The sequence below is a fragment of the Streptosporangium amethystogenes subsp. fukuiense genome, assembly GCF_042665875.1.
Lineage (GTDB): Bacteria > Actinomycetota > Actinomycetes > Streptosporangiales > Streptosporangiaceae > Streptosporangium > Streptosporangium fukuiense.
In genome coordinates, this window is the sequence record NZ_JBHTEE010000001.1 from 8062609 (window position 1) to 8080404 (window position 17796).

A 17796-nucleotide genomic window follows, 5' to 3' on the forward strand; every position below is an offset into this window, starting at 1 on the left:
GCGGTGGCCACAGAGTCGATTCCGGCTCGGTTCATCCGGGAGGCCGATGGGGACTCCTCGCCGGTGCGTCGGCCGCCGGAGCGTTCACGCCGGATACGAGGTCCGGATCCGGCGTGAATTGCCGGTCTGAATGTCGCCAGCCCGAAATCGGATGCCCGCCGTAGCTTTGCCGACGTGAAGAGCCCTCTCGCTTCCCGGCGGGACGGGGCTCGGCGATGAGAGGACACTCATGGACCTGCAGCTTTCCGGCCGCGTCGCGGTCGTCACCGGTGCCTCCAAGGGCATCGGCCTGGCCGTCACGCGTACCCTGCTCGACGAGGGGGCCCGCGTCGTGGCCGTCTCCCGCAGGAGCACTCCGGAACTGGAGGCGCTCGGCGGTCCTGGCCTCCTCCAGGTGTCGGCCGACCTGATGGACCCGGAGGCGCCCGGTCAGATCGTGGCGCGGGCCGTGGAGGCGTTCGGCGGCCTGGACGTCCTGGTGAACAACGCCGGCGGCCCGCCGCCCGGCGTGGCCCTGCCGCGCTTCTCGTTCCTGGCCCCCACCGACGAGGACTGGCGGGCGATGTTCGAGTTCAACCTGTTCTCGGTCGTACGGACCGTTCGCGCGGCCATCCCGCGGATGCTCCAGCGGGGCGGCGGCTCGATCGTCAACGTCTCCTCGGGCGGCGCCCGGCAGGCCGCCTCCATGAACGTCGACTACAACGCCGCCAAGGCGGGCCTGAACAATCTCACCAAGGCGCTGTCGGAGGAGTTCGGACCGCAGGGCATCCGGGTGAACACCGTCTCTCCGGGGCCCGTGCGGACCGCGTGGTGGACGGAGGAGGGCGGCGCGGCCGACATCATCGCCGCCCAGGCGGGCACCGACCGGGACACCGTGATCAACAGCGTCGCACCGGAGATGATGAGGCTGACCACCGGCCGCCTCGTCGAACCGCAGGAGGTCGCCGACGTGATCGCCCTGCTCGCCTCGCCGCGCTCGGCGAGCACCACCGGCGCGGACTTCGCCGTCGACTCGGGGTTCCTCAAGGAGATCTGAGGTCCCCGCGCCGACCTTGAGCGGCAGAGAAAATCTATTGTGGCCGCAGTAGACATTAGCTGTTGGGCGAGTTAGCATTTCAGGTGTCAGAAGAGTAGGGAACATCAAGAAGTCGCGGCAGATGACGAACTGCCGCAGAGAAGTGGCAAGACGGTCAGGCGTGTCGGGGCCAGCTGGTGCACGGGTTCCGACGCGGTGACCCGCGGGCATGAGGACAGCCCGTGCGGTGCCGTCGGCAGGCGTGCTGGGGCCGAGATCCTGCAAGGGGTTCCAACCGGTGCCGATGGCAGAGGTACATAGGGAAATCAGAGGAAAAGGGGGAGGGTCACACGCCGTTGGATCGCCCGCCACCGGTTGTCGTCTCGCCGGGCGGGTGCCGTAGTCCCATCAGATTGGAAGGTGGTCTCCGGTCACGCGTATGCGATCCCCGCACTCCCTGCCTTTCGGGCAGCCAGTGCGGATACGAAAAATCGACACTCGTGTCGATGAAAGGTGTTGAACCCATAACTCTGGGCCCCGGTGCTGCAGCACCGGGGCCCCTGTGACGTGAAAAAGGTGCAATGGATCCAGCCCCACAGAACCCAGAGATCAAGCTCGACGACGACGATTACCCGGCCTACACCATGGGCCGTGCCGCCGAGATCCTCGGCACCACGCCGGCTTTCCTGCGTAGCCTGGGCGAGGCGAGACTGATCGAGCCGCAGCGCTCGTCCGGTGGACACCGCCGCTACTCCCGCTATCAGCTACGCCTGGCCGCCCGCGCCAGAGAACTGGTCGACCAGGGCACCGCGCTGGAAGCCGCCTGCCGCATCATCATCCTGGAGGACCAGCTCCAGGAAGCCCTGCGGATCAACGCCGAACTGCGCCGACGCGACTGACCCGCGGTTTCGGAGTCCGCGGACGCTCCCGTCCCCGGAGCTTCCCGGGTGCGGGGCGAGCGACCCTCCGGCAGAACGACCGTGAGATCGAGGACCGGACCCGTGTGGCGGTGCGTGCCGTCCACGGGGACCTGTGACTCATCGGCGAGCGCCTCGTACCGCCGGCTTCCACCGTGCGTTTCCAGCTCGGCTTCGTCGCGGGCAGGTGGCAGGGCGTCCTTACATCAGAGGAAAAAGCATTCGACGTCCCCGATGTCGCGCTGACATAGTGGTCGGCGCTGAATGTCGGAAAAGGCAGTGAGCCGGCAGTTCGCTCGCCGGCGTCGCGCCCGTGCCTGCCCCCCCGCGGAGGCGCCGGTCGCGCGGGCAGGGCTCCAGCAGACGTGTCGATCAACAGTGGGTGAGTCATGATTCCGGTCGGTGAGAAGGAGATACGCGGATCCTTCGTCAACTGCTCCAAGGGGGAGGCGCGCAGGATCAACCTGCCCAGGAACCTGCTGGAGACCCCCTGGGCCGATCTTGACTTCCTGGGCTGGCTCGACCCCGGCGCGCCCGACCGCGGTTATCTGGTCGTCGAGCGGCGCGGCGAGCTCGTCGGCGTTACCCTGCGCCTCAGCCGGGAGGTGCGCAGGAGCTATGCCAAGAGCACGGTCTGCTCGATCTGCGTGACACCGCACGCAGGCACCGGGATCTCCCTGTTCGTCGCGCCCAGGGTCGGCGCCGCGGGCCGCCAGGGCAACACGGTCGGCACCTACATGTGCGCCGACCTGGCCTGCTCCCTCTACGTGCGGGACGTGAAGAAGACGGAGCTCGGCGTGCGGTTCGAGACGCTCGGCAACGAGGAGCGGATCATGCGGGTCGTCGTCAACCTGGAGAGCTTCCTGGACAAGGTCTTCCACGGCGACCTGAGCCCGGGCGCCGACCCGGCCGCCTGAACCGTACCCGCCCGGAGTCGAGATCGCGGCTCCGGGCGGTCCTGCCGGCTACCAGGCGACCGGCAGGGACGTCAGGCCGTACACCACGCTGAAAGAGCGGAAGTGCGCCTCGGGCTCGACCGCGCGCAGCCCGGGGAAGCGTTCGAGCAGCGCGGGGAAGGCGATGCGCATCTCCAGCCGGGCCAGCGGGGCGCCCAGGCAGTGGTGCACGCCGTGGCCGAAGGCCAGGTGGCCGGGCGCGCCCCGGGTGATGTCCAGCGTCTCGGGGTCGGGCAGGAACCCGGCGTCGCGGTTGGCGGCGGGCAGCGCGCAGACCACCAGCTCGCCGGGCCCGATGACCTGGCCGGCGATCTCGACCTCCGCGGTGGTCATCTTGGCGGTGCCGGAGTGGACGATGCTGAGCCAGCGCAGCAGCTCCTCCACCGCCGCGTCGATGCGCTCGGGCTCCTTCCGCAGCAGCTCCAGCTGGTCGGGATGGCGGAGCAGGGCCAGCGTGCCCAGTCCGAGCATGTTGGAGGTGGTCTCGTGTCCGGCCAGCAGCAGCAGGGTGCCGATGCCGACGAGCTCGTGCGTCGTCAGGTCGTCGCCGTGCTCGCGCACCAGCGTGCCGAGCAGTTCCTCCCCGGGATCGACCCGGGCGCGGGCGACCAGCTCGCCGATGTAGGCGCGCGACTCCATCTGGGCCGCCAGACGCTCCTCGAAAGGCGAGGCCACATCGAGCATCTTGCTGCTCCTGCGCTGGAAGTCCTCCCGGTCGGCGTACGGCACCCCCAGCAACTCGCAGATCACCAGTGAGGGGATCGGCAGCGCGAACGACGACACCAGATCGGCCGGGGACCCGGCGCGTTCCATCGCGTCCAGGTGCTCCTCGACGATGCGGGTGATCCGCGGCTCCAGCCGGTGCATCCGGCGGATCGTGAACTCCGGCGTCAGCGTCCGGCGCAGCCGGGTGTGCTCGGGAGGATCGAGGGCGAGCATGTTGCCCGCGCGCAGCGCCGCGATCTCCTCCTTGCTCATCTTCGTGTCGGACGGCACGAAGTCGATCCCCACGGCGTTGCTGAACCGTTCGGGGTCGCTCAACACCGTCCGCACGTCCGCGTAGCGGGTCACCAGCCAGGCGTCGATGCCGAACGGTGTGCTGACGCGCCCGATCCCCTGCCCGTCCCGCAGTGTTTCCAGTTCCGGATCCGGGCCGAACCCTGCTCGCCGCATGTACAGCGGAGGCGTCGGAGTCTCGCTCATGTAGCTCCCTTGCTGACCGGCTGTCCTGACTGTTCCGGAAAAACGATAACCAGCCGTCGCCCTCCCGCAAGGGTTCCCGGCGGGCGCGATATCGCCCACCGCGCTGACCTGCGCGAGCCTCGGAACCTCGGCCCTATGAGGGCGGCACCGATCCTCCTGCCGGACCGACCGAAAAGATCAGCGGGCAGGCCGCCACCGGCGGGTACGACGGATGATCGGCCGCGGTGACGACGCTCGACGCGCTTGTATTTGATCTAGCATGACGGCACGGCCCCCGTACGGTGATCCGTCCGAGGCGCATCCACCTGTTCACGGCGTTCCGGGCGACGACCGCGGTCATCGCGCCGGCTCGATGGTGTGAGAGGGCGGCAGGACGATGGACACCAAGGGATGGGCGGTCAGCGTCTCCTCGGGGTATCGCGTCGGTGACTGGCGGGTCGGCAGGCCCGTCGCCACGGGGAGCTGGGCGAGCGTCTACCTGGGAACGCGGGACGGGCAGGAGGCGGCGCTGAAATTCCTGCCCACCGGCACGCTCACCCGGCGGCAGTTGCGGCACCTGCGGGACATGACGGAGCGGGAGATACGCCTGCACGACAGGCTCCGGCACCCCCGGCTGATCCGGCTGCGGGAGACGCTCGTCATCGACGACGCCGGAAACTCCGAACTCGACGGCGCGTGCGTGCTGGTGATGGACCTGGCGGAAAGGTCGCTGGCCGACCTGATCGGGGAGGGGGCACCGGTTCCCGACGCGCCGAGGCTGATCGCCGAGATCTGCGAGGGGCTGGCGCACATGCACGCCGAGAAGTGGGTGCACGGAGACCTCAAACCCAACAACGTGCTCGTGATGGCCGACGGCTCGGTACGGCTCGCCGACTTCGGCCTGGCCACCGAGATGGACGGGACGCACGGCTACCTTCCCCCGATGGGCTCGGTGGACCACGTGCCTCCCGAGCGCTGGGGGGAGCCGCTGAGCGAGAAGGGGCACGCGGTGCGGGCCTCGGCCGACATCTGGGCGCTGGGCGTGACGGCGTGCCAGCTGTTCACCGGCCACCTTCCCTTCAGCGCCCCCACCGCCCGCGCCCGCTACGTGGCCGCCGTCGAGTACGCGGCGGGCGAGTCACCCCTGTCGCTGCCGGTCTCGCTGCCCGAGGCCTGGCGCTCCTGGGTCGGCGACTGCCTGAACCCCGACCCGAGGTCCAGGCCCAGCGCGGCCCGTCAGCTCTACCGCGCGCGGCTGCTGGCCGGCACCTTGAAGGGGGCGCCCCGGCGAACGGGCCGCCGGATGGCGAAGGCCATGGCCTCGGCCGCTCTCGTACTGGCGGGTGCCTCGGGGGCGGGGACGGTCGACTCGCGGCTGGCCGATCCGTTCGGGCGGTGGTTGCGCACCGACTCCGACATCCCCCGGGAGTACCGCGCGCTGATCGTCGAGGCCGGCACGATGTGCGCGGCTCCAGGGCTGAGCCCGGCACTGGTCGCCGGAATCCTGAAGGCGGAGAGCGGCTTCGACGCGAACCTGTTCGACGAGGCCAAGGACGAGTACGGCCTCGCGCGCTGGACGCCGTCGGTGCTTCAGTACTACCTGCCGGTCGGCCGCCAGGGCACCATCCTCGACCCGCCCCTCTCGCCCGAGGACAGCATCCCCGCCGTCGGCCGCTACCTGTGCGTACGGTTGCCGCTGCTGGCCGGGGTGCCCGGAGACCCCGGGCTGCTGGGAGCGGTGGCGTTCCGCTCCTCCGACGACGTGGTCCGCCAGCAGGGCGGGATTCCCGAGCGCTTCCAGGCCCACGCCGACCTGGTACGGAGACACCGGGCCGAGTACCAGCCGCGATGACGGGCCGCGAGGGTGGCCCGGTGGGTCACCCTCGCCGGGTCGGCGTTCCGATCGGGTACGGGGGCGCGATCAGCCGTTCAGCCACTTCAGGTGCTCCTCCCGCACCAGGTCGAAGCGGAGCGCGACGGAGACCAGCGCGGCGCGCTGCCAGTCGGCCTTGCGCGAGCCCGACGGCGGCTTGACGCGCAGTTTCGTCCGCGCCAGATAGTCGATGTGGAAGTTGACCGCGGCCCGGGTCAGGCCCGCGCCGCCGGGAACGTCGCGCAGCCGCTCCAGGATCTCCGGCACCGTCGGGATGACCGGGGACGAGCCGTCGCGCAGCCGCGGCTCGCAGAGCGCGACCAGCACGAGGAAGTACTTCGCCGTCTCGTCCACCGGGAAGCCTGAGACGGTCGGCTCGCCGAGCGTCGCGCTCTCGGGCGCGTCGGGGTCGATGAAGCTGTGCTGCGAGGCGAAGACCAGGAAGGAGCAGGCGCCACCGGCCACCGGGAGCACCACGCGGGCGAACTCGAACGGCACGGGCGCCGCCGCCCGCCGCGGAGCCACCTTGAGGAACTCCCCGCCGCCCTCCGGGTTCTCCACGACCAGGGTGGCGTCACGGCTGAGGTTGGTGAGCAGCCAGTAGTCGTCCACCGCCCGGATGATCCCGGCCCGCCGGGATATCCCCGGATGGTCCAGCGGGAAGTCGACCGGGGCGCTCTCCGTTCCGCGGCCGAAGGTGGCCTCGCGACCCGGAGGAAGCTCGATGACGGCCGCTCCGGCACCGGTGGCCTCGGCCTGCAAGAGGATCGTCCGCATCCATCCTCCTATCGGCACCCTAGAACCTTCCAGGTTCCCGGAACACCAGCCTATGCCGAACGATGTCCCTGTCGGCGCCGAATGTCAGGGGACCACATCGCGCCGGCGGATGCCGCTGTTCGTCGCCACCGCTCGCCGCCCCTGACCAGCGGTCCCAGGAGGCCCGTACCCTTTTTTCGAGAAAGCGGGTAACAACCGAGGGTCCCCGGCCACTTCCCGGTGTCAGAAGAACACATCCGGGACAAAGGGGGCGGGGCGGTGACGGACGACTCGCAGAGATTCACCGATATGTACGACGAGTGCCGGCAGCGCGTCTGGGCCTACGTGGTCAGCCGCGCGGGACGGCAGGTCGCGGACGAGGTGGTGAGCGAGACGTTCGCGATCGCCTGGCGACGGCTGGAGGACGTGCCGGAGCCGGCGCTGCCGTGGCTCCTCGGGGTGGCCCGCAACGTGCTGCGCGACAACATCCGGGCGGAGATCCGGCGGGACGCGCTCAGCGCCGAGTTGCGGGCCTGGACCGAGGACGACGTCGCGGAGCAGGTCACCGAACGGCTCAGCGTGCTCAGGGCGCTGACCGGACTTTCGGAGGAGGATCGGGAGATCCTGATCCTGACCGCCTGGCAGGGACTCTCCCCCCGCGACGCGGCCCAGGTCGTCGGCTGCTCTCCGACCACCTTCCGGGTGCGGCTGCACCGCGCTCGCAGGCGGCTCAAACAGCGGATGGACACCGCCGTGAGTCCCGAGCCCCGGATGAGGAACCTCAGCGAGGAGTGGTCATGAATCCCATCGATCAGCTGCGGGCCGCACGTCCCGCGCACCTGGACGACACCCCGGTCGACCCGCGGACCAGGGCCGCCGAGCTCTCCCGCGCCATGGCGCGGCCCCGGCCGGCCCCGGCCAGGCGCAGGATCGTACGCCCGGTGTGGGGCCTCGGTCTCGCCGGAGCCGCCGCGGCCGTGACCGCGGTCGCCGTCGTGATCTCCGCGACCGGCGGTACGGCGCCGCGCGCGCCCTCCGTCCAGGTGATCTCGAGCCCGGCGACCACCACCCCGCGAATCGAGCTCGCCGGGCGATCCATCCTGCTCGCCGCCGCCCACGGGGCGGCCCGCCAGCCGGATGTGACCGGTGCCTACTGGCACACCGTGTCGGTGAGCCGGAACCTGTTCGAGGCGGCCGACGGGGACTACACCCTCGTGGACCGGCAGCGGAACGAGGTGTGGACCCCGTCGGCGACCGGCGGGGAGCAGTGGAGCCGGACAAGGTCCCTCGGCGTGGAGCCCGCGAGTCCGGACGACAGGGCGGCCTGGGAGCGGGCCGGTTCCCCGACCGAGATCCAGGTCAGGTCCCCCAAGGGGGGTGACAACCCGAAATCCGAAGGTTTCGCCCTGTCGACCGAGCCGGGAGCGGCGCAGGACGGCCACGCCCCCCTCGTCGACGGGGACAAGGTGTTCTGGCTGGGCCGCAACGTCAGCATGAAGGACCTGCGCGGCCTGCCGGAGGACCCGGAGGGGCTCAAGGCGTGGCTGCTGCGCTCGTACGAGGGGCACGACACCGAGTCGGACACCCCGATGTCGTCGGACGCCTGGCTGTTCGCCGTCACGGTCGGGCTGATCACCGACATGCCGGTCACCCCGCAGGTGCGCGGCGCCGCCTTCCGGATGCTCGCCGACCTGGAGACCATCGAGGTCGTCCGGGACGTCGTCGACGCGGAGGGCCGTACCGGCAGCGCCGTCGCCATCGAGGAACGGGCCAGGGCGAAGGCGGACGCCAAGGGCGGCGAGGGGATCCTGCGGAACCGCCTGATCTTCGACGAGGCGACCGGGCGGGCACTGGCCAGGGACAGCGTCGTGGTGCGGCCGGGCGGCCTGCAGGCCGGATTCGCGCCGGGCACCGTGTGGAACTCCGAGACCGTCCTCGCGGCCGGCTGGACCGACGAGAGACCCGCCTCCTGACCTCCCGGAGGACTCGCCGTACTTCCGGGGCGTACGGCGAGTCCTCCGGGCGACGCGCCGGTGACGGCCGAGCGGGAACCGGACGGGGTGACGGCCGTTTTCCACGATCAGGCATATTCGCTATATTTAGTAAATGGTGAATATGTCGTCGACGCTCTCGCTGCAGGGGTGTGCCCTGCACTACGCCGACAGTGGTGGCGACGGTGTGCCGCTGCTGTTCTCGCACGGAGCCGGGGCCGATCACGTGATGTTCGACGCCCAGAGCGAGCGGCTGCGCGCCCGGGGATACCGGGTCGTCACCTGGGACATGCGCGGCCACGGCCGCTCTCGCCCGGCGGGCGTTCCGTTCACCGCCGAGCGGGCGATCGCGGACCTGTGCGCGCTCGTCGAGCACCTCGCCCTCGACCGGCCGGTGCTCGTGGGACAGTCCCTCGGCGGCAACCTCGGCCAGGCGGTCGTCCGGCGGCATCCGGACCTCGCCAGGGCGCTGGTCGTCATCGGCTCGGCGTGGAACACCGGGCCGCTGTCATGGACGGAACGCCTGCTGTTGAGGACGGCCGCGCCGGGCCTGTCGATGATTCCGGCCGGCCGCCTTCCCGGTGTGATGGCGGGGGCCTCCGCGGTGACGGAGGGCGCGCGGGCGGACGCGCGGCGGGCGTTCTCCCTGCTGTCGAAACGGGAGTTCCTCCAGGTGTGGCGGGCGACCGTCGAGCTCCTCGACCCGGACCCCGGCTACCGTACGCCGGTGCCACTGTGCCTGATCCGCGGCGAGCGGGACCGTACCGGCAACATCGCCTCGGCCATGCGCGGGTGGGCCGCGGCGGAAGGCGTCCAGGAGGTGGTCATCCCCGGCGCGGGACACATCGCCAACCAGGACGATCCGCACGCGGTGAACGCGGCGATCGAGACGTTCCTGGGTACGATCCCGGACTCCGGCCCGGATTCGGGCCGGGCACGGCGATGAGCGCGACCAGGCGTGGCGCGTTCATCACCTCGGTAGGTGACCTGCTGGCCTCATGGAACCTCCCGCACGCGACCGGTCGCGTCTACGGGCTGCTCCTGATGACCGAGGAACCGGCCTCTCTCGACGCGATCGCCGCCGAGCTCGACCTGAGCAAGGGCGCGGTGAGCACCGCGGTGCGGCAGCTGAACTCCTGGGGACTGGCCAAGGTGATCCCGCAGCCCGGCAGCCGCAGGCTCCTGGTGGAGGCCACCGGAGGGATCGAGTCACTGTTGGAGGCCAGCCACGCGCGGGCCAGAACCCTGATCGCCGCCCTGCGCGACGGTGAGGCCCTGCTGGGTCCGGGCCCCGCGCAGGACCGGCTCCAGGATGTGATCGGGCTGTTCGCCGGCTATGTCGACGTCGGGAGCGAGCTGCTCGACAGACACCGCCGCTAGCGCCTCGTCCAGACGATGCCCGCCGCTCCACGGGCCCTGGGCTCGGGGAGCGGCGGCGAGTTCCACGTTCGGGTCAGCCGACGCGCTGGTCGAGTCCCCAGCGACGCCGGAGGGCGTTGTCGGCCGCGCCGAAGCACATGTCCACCACGATGCCGATGACCAGAATCACGATCATCGTCGCGAGCAGGCCGGGCGCGTCGGAGAGCTCCCGGGCGTTGTCGAGCTGTTCGCCGATCGACGCCTGGTGGGCGATGATCACGAGAAGCTCGCCCGCCATCAGGGACCGCCAGGCGAAAGCCCAGCCCTGCTTGAGGCCCGACAGGAACGACGGCAGCGACGCGGGCAGGATGACGTGCCGGTAGAGCGCCAGGCGCCGCAGGCCGAGGATGTGCCCGGCACGGAGCAGGATCGGCGGGGTGTAGTCCACGCCGGCGATCAGTCCGTTGGCGATCGACGGCGCCGCCCCGAGGACGACCACGAACAGGATCGCGCTCTCGCTGAGCTTGAAGAACAGGATCGCCAGCGGGAACCACGCGATGGAGGGCATGGTCTGCAGGCCGGTGATCAGGGAGCCGAGCGCCGCCCGCAGCGGCCGTACCCGTGACACGGCCGCGCCGACCACGAGACCGACCAGCACCGCGATCGCGAACCCGGTGATCGCGCGGCGCATCGTCACGCCCAGGGCCTCGTAGAACTCGGCCTCACCGAGGCGGTTCCACAGATCCTCAAGGACGGTCACCGGGCCGGGAAGGACGTACTCCGGGCGCCACCCGCTGAGTACGACCAGCTCCCAGACGGCGAGGACGAGGAGGATCGCCGAGAGCATCGGCCAGCTCCTGGCCCAGACCCTTGAGGCCAGGCTCTGCCGCTCCCGGTTGGACAGCTCCAGCGCGTCCAGACCGGCGATGTGCTGGGAAAGATCAGTAGCCATCGGTCACTCGCCGCTTCCCGGTCCCTGCGCCGCCGGCCTGGCGTGGCGCAGCACCTCCTGGCGCAGTCTGTCGGTGATGGTGGAGGCCAGTTCGGCCACTTCGGCGGAGTCGGTACGGCGTGGCCGCGGCAGCGCCACCGGGAATTCCTCGATCACCTTGCCGGGCCTGCTGCTCAGCAGGACGACCCGGTCGCCGAGCCGTACGGCCTCGCGCACGTTGTGGGTGACGAACAGGACGGACAGCTCCCGCTCCCGCCAGATCCGCTCCAGCTCGTCGTGGAGCAGGTCACGGGTCATGGCGTCGAGGGCGCCGAAGGGCTCGTCCATGAGGAGCACGTCGGCCTCCTGGGCGAGGGCCCTGGCGAGCGCGACCCGCTGGCGCATGCCGCCGGACAGCTCGTGCGGGCGCTTGCCGCCGAAGCCGCCGAGGTGCACGATCTCCAGGAGCTCCGCCGCCCGCGCGCGGCGCTCCTTCTTCGTGGTGTTCCTGCCCGAGCTCGTCACCCGGAGCGCCAGCTCGATGTTCCCCGAGACCGTGAGCCAGGGGAACAGGGCGGGCTCCTGGAACATCATCGCGATGCGGGCGTCCCTGGTGTCGATCTCTCCGGCCGTGGGGCGGTCCAGGCCGGCGACGAGGTTGAGCAGCGTGCTCTTGCCGCAGCCGGACGCGCCCAGCAGGCAGACGAACTCGCCCTGGTCCACCGAGAGCGTGACCTGGTCCAGGGCCAGGAGCTCTCTGCCGTACACCTTGGAAACCGCGTCCAGCCGGACCGCGGGCTCGTGCCCGTCGGTCCGGCCGGGGCGCAGCTCCTGTATCGGAGCTGTCACTTCGCCTCCCTGACCAGCGGCTCGCCGGCCCCTGACCGGGGGCGCCGCTTCCACTCTGCTGTTCTGTGCTCGATCACTTGTCGCTCACCGCGGGCTGGCTCTTGGCCGCCAGGACCTCGTTGAGGATCGTCAGGTCGTAGATGCCGTTCAGGTCCACCGGGTCGAGCAGGCCGACCTTCTGGGCGTGGTCGGCGCTGCCGTGCAGGGAGGACGCGATCGGGTCGTTGGTGAAGGTGATGTTGCCGAACGCGCTGTCCAGGACCGCGTCCGCGATGGGCTTGCCGCTCAGCTCCTTCAGCTCCGCGTTGATCGCCTCCTTGGCGCCCGCCGGGTCCGACTGGATGAAGGCGTTGGACTCGACGTGCGCCTCGATCAGCTTCCTCACCAGGTCGGGGTGCTCCTTGAGGAACTGCTGCCGCACGATCAGGTGCGTGATCACGAACTGCTTGTTCGGCCAGAGTTCGGTCTCGTCGAGGAGGATCTTGCCCTTGCTCTCCTGGACCAGGCGGCTCGCGAAGGGCTCGGGCACCCAGGCGCCGTCGATGTCGCCGGTGGCGAAGGTCTGCAGGGTCTGGGCGTTCTCCTGGGGGAGGATCGAGACCTCGCCGCCGCCCTTGGTGTCGGTCTTGATCCCCTTCTCCTGGAGCCAGTAGCGCAGCGCGACGTCCTGGGTGTTGCCGAGCTGAGGCGTGGCGATCTTCTTGCCCTTGAGGTCCTCGACGCCGTTGATCTCGGGCTTGACCACGAGGAAAACGCCGCCGGACGCCGCGCCTGCGACGATCTTGATGGCTTCGCCCTTGGACTTCGCCCAGGCGTTGATGGCCGGGTTCGGCCCGATGTAGGTCGCGTCGATGGCGTCGGAGAAGATCGCCTCGGTCGCGGCCGGTCCGGCGTTGAAGGTCGAGACCTTCAACGTCGTGTCGCTGCCGAGCGCCTTGGCGAAGAAACCCTTCTGCACCCCGACCAGGGCCGTGGAGTGCGTGATGTTCGGGAAGAAACCGAGGCGGACCTCGGTCGTCGCCTTCGCCGTGTCGCCGCCGGAGGACCCCCCGCCTCCTCCGCAGGCCGCCGCGAGGGCTGTCACCGTGACCGCGGCCAGCGCCACTGCCGTCCCCCGGAGCCTGCGAACCCTCATTGGTTACTCCTTAATTCCTACTTAATAAGTCGGTTAAGTGCATAAAATGGCAAACGGGCCCTCCTGTCAAGCGCGGTGACCATACGGGTGCGAGTTGTTACCGGTTCGTGTTTCTCGGTGCGCCGCCGCCGACGGGACCGTACGGCCGACGGCATGAGGTTCGTCCCCAAAGCCGCGCCGACTTCTGGACTCCGAGCTGTGAAAAGCCACAGAGCCGACACTTCGCTACCCCGGCACGCGATAACTTCTTGGGGCGCGTCCTGGATGCGCCCGAGGAAGCCAACGGACAGGAGCCACGATGCGCGTTTCCGTGATCGGATGCGGTCACCTCGGCGCTCCGCACGCCGTCGCGATGGCCGAGATCGGCCATGAGGTGATCGGCGTCGAGTCGGACCCCGGCAGGTGCGAAGCCCTGGGCAACGGCATCGCCCCCTTCTTCGAGGAGGGCTTCGAGGACCTCCTGGTCCGGCACACCGCCTCCGGCCGGCTCCGTTTCACCACCGATCTGCGGGAGGCCGCGGACTTCGCCGACCTGCACTTCATCGCGGTCGGCACCCCGCTGCGCGCGGACGGCCACGGCTACGACATGACCCAGGTGATCGAGGCGGTGCGGTCGCTGGTCCCGCTGCTGAACAGGCCGGCCACGATCGTCGGCAGGAGCACGGTGATGGTCGGCACCGTCGAACGGCTCCAGAAGATCATCGACGCTGACGCGCGGGTCGCGAACGTGGAACTGGTCTGGAATCCGGAGTTCCTACGCGAGGGGCACGCCGTGCGGGACTCCCTGCTCCCCGACCGGATCGTGGCCGGTCTGACCTCCCGGCAGGCCCGAGAGGCGGTCGAGGAGGTGTACGCGCCGATCCTCGACCACGGGGTGGGGTTGATCCTCACGGACCCGCCCACGGCAGAGGTGATCAAGTCGGCCGCGAACGCGTTCCTGACCACGAAGATCTCGTTCATCAACGCGATAGCCGAGGTGTGCGAGTACGTCGGAGCGGACGTGAACATGGTCGCCCACGCGATCGGCGTCGACCGGCGGATCGGGGACGGCGGGATGCGGCCGGGCATCGGCGCCGGGCCCAAGGACGTCACGGACTTCACGCACCGCGTCGGTGAGCTGGGCGCGCGGAACGCGCACGGATTCCTGACGGCCGTCGATTCGATCAACGCCGACCGGATCCCGGCGGCGATCAGGCTGATCGAGAGAGCGCACGGCGGTCCGATCGACGGCCGGACCATCGCGTTCCTCGGCACGGCCTTCAAGGCCGGGACCAGCGACGTACGCGACTCGCCCGCCCTGCGCCTGGCCGAGAGACTGGCCGAACGCGGCGCGACACCGGTCATCTACGACCCCGAGGCCATCGCCGCCACCCGCGAGCTGCACCCCGAGTTCGGCTACGCCGACACCGCCGAGCAGGCCATCACGGACGCCGATCTCGTCGTGCTCGCCACCGAGTGGCCGGAGTTCACCGCCGATCCCGAGCTCCCCGCGACCACCGCCGACCTGGTGCGCCACCGGGTGCTGGTGGACGTGCGCAACACCGTCGAGCCGGGGCCGTGGCTCGCCGCCGGCTGGGAGGTCTGGCAACTAGGCCGCCGGCCCCAGCGCCCGTAGGCGCGGCGGCCGAGGAAGGCATGCCGTCCAGGCGGTTCCAGGGCCACGCCGCGGTACGTGTCACGCGACCGGAGCCGTGGGGCGGCGTCAGTCCTGACCTGATGTCTCGGGGGCGACGAGCTCGACCTCGAATCCGTCGGTGTCCTCCAGGTAGGCGGCGTAGTGTCGCTCGCCGCCGGCATGGGGGTGACGTTCCGGGAACAGCAGGGTCCAGCCGTGCCGCGGTGCCCGCTCGGCCAGGGCGTCGACCATGGCCCGGCTCTCGACGTGGAAGGCGAGATGGTTCAGGCCGGGGCGGCGTCGGTCGTGTTCGTCCGCGCTGAGAGCGGGCGACCGCTCAAGGACCAGATAGGTGCAGCCGAGCCGCCAGCTGCGCCCGTCGGCCCAGTCCTGGAAGATGGTGTAGCCCAGCTCGCCCAGCAGCCACCCCCAGCCGGCGACGGCCCGTGGCAGGTCGGGCACCCAGAGCTCGACATGGTGCAGCATGCCGGTGGTCACCTTGCTCATCCCGCGATCCCTTCCGTACGTCCGACCAGGATGGCGTACTCGAACCGCACTCGGGCCCGACCACTTTGTCGGAGCCTTCGGGCCTCTACGCCATCTCCAGCGGTAGTTTTTCCGGCCACACGATGTCAGGGCGGATGATCTTCATCCCGTCAATGGTCTGTCCGAGGGGGAAACCCTCATCGCATGTCATGAAATAGCCGCACTTCGCGCGTAGTGCGGCTGCCAGATGCAGTGCGTTGGCCGCGCCGAAGGGTTTCGAGCCTTTTTCGTGCTGCGATCCGTAAGCATCACGGAGGTGAATGGCTTCGTGGACGAGGTATCGGTTTATGTCAACCCATAGGGTGCCACGTGCGATGAACCAGGTTCGGAGCAGCTCGCGTACCTTCTCGGAACGTTCCCGGTGTAGGCGTGCGTTGCCGTTGCACAGGATCTCGGCTTCGACCAGGGGAGAGGCGACCATCTCGGCCTCTCGGGTGAAGATTCCACTGAACACCGCTTCGGCGCTGCGCTACCGTCAGTGGGTGCGGTGGGCGGGGGCGAGGGTGTCGCTGATCTCGTCCAGGTGCTCCGTGTCGACCCTGGTCAGCGACATCCATTGGATTTTCGACCATTACACCGAGGCCATCTAAAGCGCCCGCCGCTCCCGATGGGCAGCGGTGATGGGTTAGCGGAACTCGACCTCGATATCGTGCTCGGAGAAGATCCTCAGGAGGTCGTCCAGTCCGATGCTCGGCCCCCAGTCGCGCAGGCGGTGGGCCGGCCGGTCATACCCGGCGGCGAGGTGGCGGCGGGCCACGTCGGAGTGGTGCCAGACCAGCCGGAACGGGCTGGTGGCACCCCATCCACCCCTAAGACAGTCGTCCAGAGCATCGAGGTTCCAGCCGAAGTAGCCGCCGGGACCGTTGATCGCCTCCCCGATTGCACAGTAGAAGGCATCGATGTCGGTGACGAAACGGCCGTCGAGGTGATACGTCGCTTCGGTCGGTTTGTCAGGCAGGCCCTGAGGACGGTGACAGAGCGCCAAGCCGGACCATTCGTGCTGCAGCAGCCGGTCGTAGCGTGCCCACAGGTTGGATTCGGCCGGGCCGCCGTCGTACCACGTCTGGAAGATTTCGCGGGCGCCGCTCGGTGTCGGCTCCTCGATCCCGCCGTCGAGGGTGATGTCCAGCAGGCCGTCGCCCAACTTCGACGGGCGGGCGGTGACGACGGTGGCTGACAGCAGTCCGGCCCCTCCGGCGGTGCGGCCGTCACATTGAAGGGTCATGATGGACGCCGTGATCTTCCGTCCTTCGATGGTCCCTGTCCACGGCGCTTCGGGTCGGAAGCCGATCAGGGTCACTGGCCGGACGGGCGGGGAGGGCCGCTTGCGGAAGACGTCGGCGACGTCCAGGCACTCGCCGAGCTTCTCATCATCGAGCGCGGCCAGGCGGAACCCTGTCACGTCCGGCTTGTCCTCAGGCAGCCCCCATTCCGGAAGCAGCCGAATATATCCGCTTAGGTCGAGGTCAACCAGGCCCTCCTGCGTCGCGGACGGGCGCCGGCCGACCACGGTGACGTCGATGAGCTCTTCCACGCAGGTGCATCCATGCTCGTCCCACAGGCATCTGGCAGGCCGCTGCCGGTGGACGGGAAACAGGGCGATGCTGGGCAGCCACGCCCGCTCGGTCCCCAGATGCCCCAGCACGTCCCGCAGCGGCCCCGCCGGGTCGCAGCCGAGCAAAGTGAACGTCTCGGGCGGGGGGATGGGCAAGGGGTCAACGAAGAGCCCGTCGATCTCGTAGCACACGCCCACAACGACGTCCGCCTCACCCACCTCACCGGTGTATTCGTCCAGCAGCAGCCATCGCGCGCCCGGCAAAGCAGGAATTGTCATCGCGACAGACTCTAACCACTGAACTTCTCCTTTGCTCTGGTGACCGATCGGGCCACCTGTTTCGCCACACCCGCCCGCTGCTTCCGTGCCTCCTCGGCGGAGGTCGCCGATCTGGTCGACTGCGATGAGCAGGATGATCGCGACCGCCACGTCGATATCGGCTGAACATCCAGCTTGAGCCAAAGTGATGCCAATCTGAGCCAATATGGCTTGTTGGTGGCACCGTGGTGTGCCATAGTGATGCCATGGACTTGACCCCGTATGTGGCCTCCCTCGGTCGCGAGCTGCTGACCGCCGTCGAGACCGGTGATGACGACGCCGGCAGGCTGATCGAGCGGTTGACCGTGTCGATGGAGTCGGCGATCCGGCTCACCCTGCTGGAGGCGTTGTCGGCGGCCGCCGACGAGATCACCCGAGACCTGGCTCCCGGTTCGGTCCAGGTGCACCTGCGTGGACGTGACCCGAACTTCGTCGTGACGGTCCGCCAGGCGGAGCAGCCACTTGCCGACACCCCGGATCCGGGCGCGCTGTCGGCCGACGACGCCGCGGCGAGCTTCGAGGACGGCCCGGTGACACGGATCAACGTCCGCCTCCCGGAACAGCTCAAGGCCGCTATCGAGGAGGCGGCGGGCAAGGAGGGGCGCTCGCTCAACGCCTGGCTGGTGCGGGCCGCCTCGACCGCGCTGCGTGCCCCGGAGCGCGACCAAAGCTCCGACCGGCGCGGCAAGCGTGGCGCGCAGCGTTACACCGGCTGGGCCCGCTAGCCCACGCCGACACCCAGAACCACTTTCTTCCTACGTCTCCGACCAGCGGAGATGTTCTTCCGACCCATTCCGA

Annotated in this window: 18 protein-coding genes; 10 read left to right on the forward strand and 8 right to left on the reverse strand. The window is 69.6% G+C overall.

Annotated features, from left to right (window positions below):
- The first annotated feature begins 229 nt into the window (after window positions 1-229).
- The 3 genes from ACFQVD_RS35830 (at window position 230) to ACFQVD_RS35840 (ending at window position 2849) form a co-directional block, all read left to right on the forward strand.
- Window positions 230-1036, forward strand: coding sequence for an SDR family NAD(P)-dependent oxidoreductase (locus tag ACFQVD_RS35830; RefSeq protein WP_343974717.1), 807 nt, complete (start codon window positions 230-232; stop codon window positions 1034-1036).
- Between the two features lie 560 nt (window positions 1037-1596).
- Window positions 1597-1914: a MerR family transcriptional regulator gene (locus ACFQVD_RS35835; protein WP_343974714.1), complete on the forward strand. Its 318-nt coding sequence runs from the start codon at window positions 1597-1599 to the stop codon at window positions 1912-1914.
- 407 nt (window positions 1915-2321) lie between these two features.
- The gene (locus tag ACFQVD_RS35840) at window positions 2322-2849 is read left to right on the forward strand and encodes an FBP domain-containing protein (RefSeq protein ID WP_343974711.1); all 528 of its coding nucleotides are present in this window, start codon (window positions 2322-2324) and stop codon (window positions 2847-2849) included.
- A gap of 48 nt (window positions 2850-2897) precedes the next feature.
- On the opposite strand, the gene ACFQVD_RS35845 is transcribed toward ACFQVD_RS35840, so the two are convergent.
- Window positions 2898-4091: a cytochrome P450 gene (locus ACFQVD_RS35845; protein WP_343974708.1), complete on the reverse strand. Its 1194-nt coding sequence runs from the start codon at window positions 4089-4091 to the stop codon at window positions 2898-2900.
- A 376-nt stretch (window positions 4092-4467) separates the two neighbouring features.
- On the opposite strand from ACFQVD_RS35845, the gene ACFQVD_RS35850 reads away from it, so the two are divergent.
- On the forward strand, window positions 4468-5922 hold the full coding sequence (locus tag ACFQVD_RS35850) for a serine/threonine-protein kinase (RefSeq protein WP_343974705.1): 1455 nt from the start codon (window positions 4468-4470) through the stop codon (window positions 5920-5922).
- Window positions 5923-5991: 69 nt separating this feature from the next.
- On the opposite strand, the gene ACFQVD_RS35855 is transcribed toward ACFQVD_RS35850, so the two are convergent.
- On the reverse strand, window positions 5992-6720 hold the full coding sequence (locus ACFQVD_RS35855) for a winged helix-turn-helix domain-containing protein (RefSeq protein ID WP_343974702.1): 729 nt from the start codon (window positions 6718-6720) through the stop codon (window positions 5992-5994).
- A 258-nt stretch (window positions 6721-6978) separates the two neighbouring features.
- Here ACFQVD_RS35855 and ACFQVD_RS35860 point away from each other — a divergent pair, with 258 nt between their 5' ends.
- The 4 genes from ACFQVD_RS35860 to ACFQVD_RS35875 all read left to right on the forward strand — a co-directional run bounded on the left by ACFQVD_RS35860 (window position 6979) and on the right by ACFQVD_RS35875 (window position 10070).
- Window positions 6979-7500: an RNA polymerase sigma factor gene (locus tag ACFQVD_RS35860; RefSeq protein ID WP_343974699.1), complete on the forward strand. Its 522-nt coding sequence runs from the start codon at window positions 6979-6981 to the stop codon at window positions 7498-7500.
- Window positions 7497-8672 carry a CU044_5270 family protein gene (locus tag ACFQVD_RS35865; protein WP_343974696.1) on the forward strand — a complete coding sequence of 392 codons (1176 nt, stop codon included), beginning with the start codon at window positions 7497-7499 and terminating at the stop codon, window positions 8670-8672. The genes ACFQVD_RS35860 and ACFQVD_RS35865 overlap by 4 nt, the downstream gene beginning before the upstream one ends.
- A 133-nt stretch (window positions 8673-8805) precedes the next feature.
- Window positions 8806-9636 (forward strand): alpha/beta fold hydrolase, encoded by an 831-nt coding sequence (locus tag ACFQVD_RS35870; RefSeq protein WP_343974693.1) that lies wholly within the window; start codon window positions 8806-8808, stop codon window positions 9634-9636.
- A complete protein-coding gene (locus tag ACFQVD_RS35875) occupies window positions 9633-10070 on the forward strand; it encodes a GbsR/MarR family transcriptional regulator (RefSeq protein WP_343974690.1) in 438 nt (145 codons plus the stop codon). Before ACFQVD_RS35870 ends, ACFQVD_RS35875 begins: the two co-directional genes overlap by 4 nt.
- A 73-nt stretch (window positions 10071-10143) precedes the next feature.
- On the opposite strand, the gene ACFQVD_RS35880 is transcribed toward ACFQVD_RS35875, so the two are convergent.
- From ACFQVD_RS35880 to ACFQVD_RS35890, 3 genes are all read right to left on the reverse strand, one after another.
- Complete coding sequence (locus ACFQVD_RS35880) at window positions 10144-11001, reverse strand: ABC transporter permease (protein WP_343974687.1); 858 nt, start codon at window positions 10999-11001, stop codon at window positions 10144-10146.
- Between the two features lie 3 nt (window positions 11002-11004).
- Window positions 11005-11829, reverse strand: a complete 825-nt coding sequence (locus tag ACFQVD_RS35885) for an ABC transporter ATP-binding protein (protein ID WP_343974684.1) — start codon at window positions 11827-11829, stop codon at window positions 11005-11007.
- A 73-nt stretch (window positions 11830-11902) separates the two neighbouring features.
- A complete protein-coding gene (locus tag ACFQVD_RS35890) occupies window positions 11903-12964 on the reverse strand; it encodes an ABC transporter substrate-binding protein (RefSeq protein ID WP_343974681.1) in 1062 nt (353 codons plus the stop codon).
- A gap of 298 nt (window positions 12965-13262) precedes the next feature.
- Between ACFQVD_RS35890 and ACFQVD_RS35895 the strand changes: the two genes are divergently transcribed.
- Window positions 13263-14579 carry a UDP-glucose dehydrogenase family protein gene (locus ACFQVD_RS35895; RefSeq protein ID WP_343974678.1) on the forward strand — a complete coding sequence of 439 codons (1317 nt, stop codon included), beginning with the start codon at window positions 13263-13265 and terminating at the stop codon, window positions 14577-14579.
- 87 nt (window positions 14580-14666) lie between these two features.
- On the opposite strand, the gene ACFQVD_RS35900 is transcribed toward ACFQVD_RS35895, so the two are convergent.
- The 3 genes from ACFQVD_RS35900 to ACFQVD_RS35910 form a co-directional block, all read right to left on the reverse strand.
- Window positions 14667-15086, reverse strand: coding sequence for a VOC family protein (locus ACFQVD_RS35900; RefSeq protein WP_343974675.1), 420 nt, complete (start codon window positions 15084-15086; stop codon window positions 14667-14669).
- An 85-nt stretch (window positions 15087-15171) separates the two neighbouring features.
- Window positions 15172-15579, reverse strand: a complete 408-nt coding sequence (locus ACFQVD_RS35905) for a PIN domain-containing protein (RefSeq protein ID WP_343974672.1) — start codon at window positions 15577-15579, stop codon at window positions 15172-15174.
- 171 nt (window positions 15580-15750) lie between these two features.
- A complete protein-coding gene (locus ACFQVD_RS35910; RefSeq protein ID WP_343974669.1) occupies window positions 15751-17109 on the reverse strand; it encodes a barstar family protein in 1359 nt (452 codons plus the stop codon).
- 95 nt (window positions 17110-17204) lie between these two features.
- Between ACFQVD_RS35910 and ACFQVD_RS35915 the strand changes: the two genes are divergently transcribed.
- Entirely contained in the window at window positions 17205-17723 is a 519-nt protein-coding gene (locus tag ACFQVD_RS35915; RefSeq protein WP_343974666.1) for a YlcI/YnfO family protein, read from the forward strand.
- Window positions 17724-17796 lie beyond the last annotated feature (73 nt).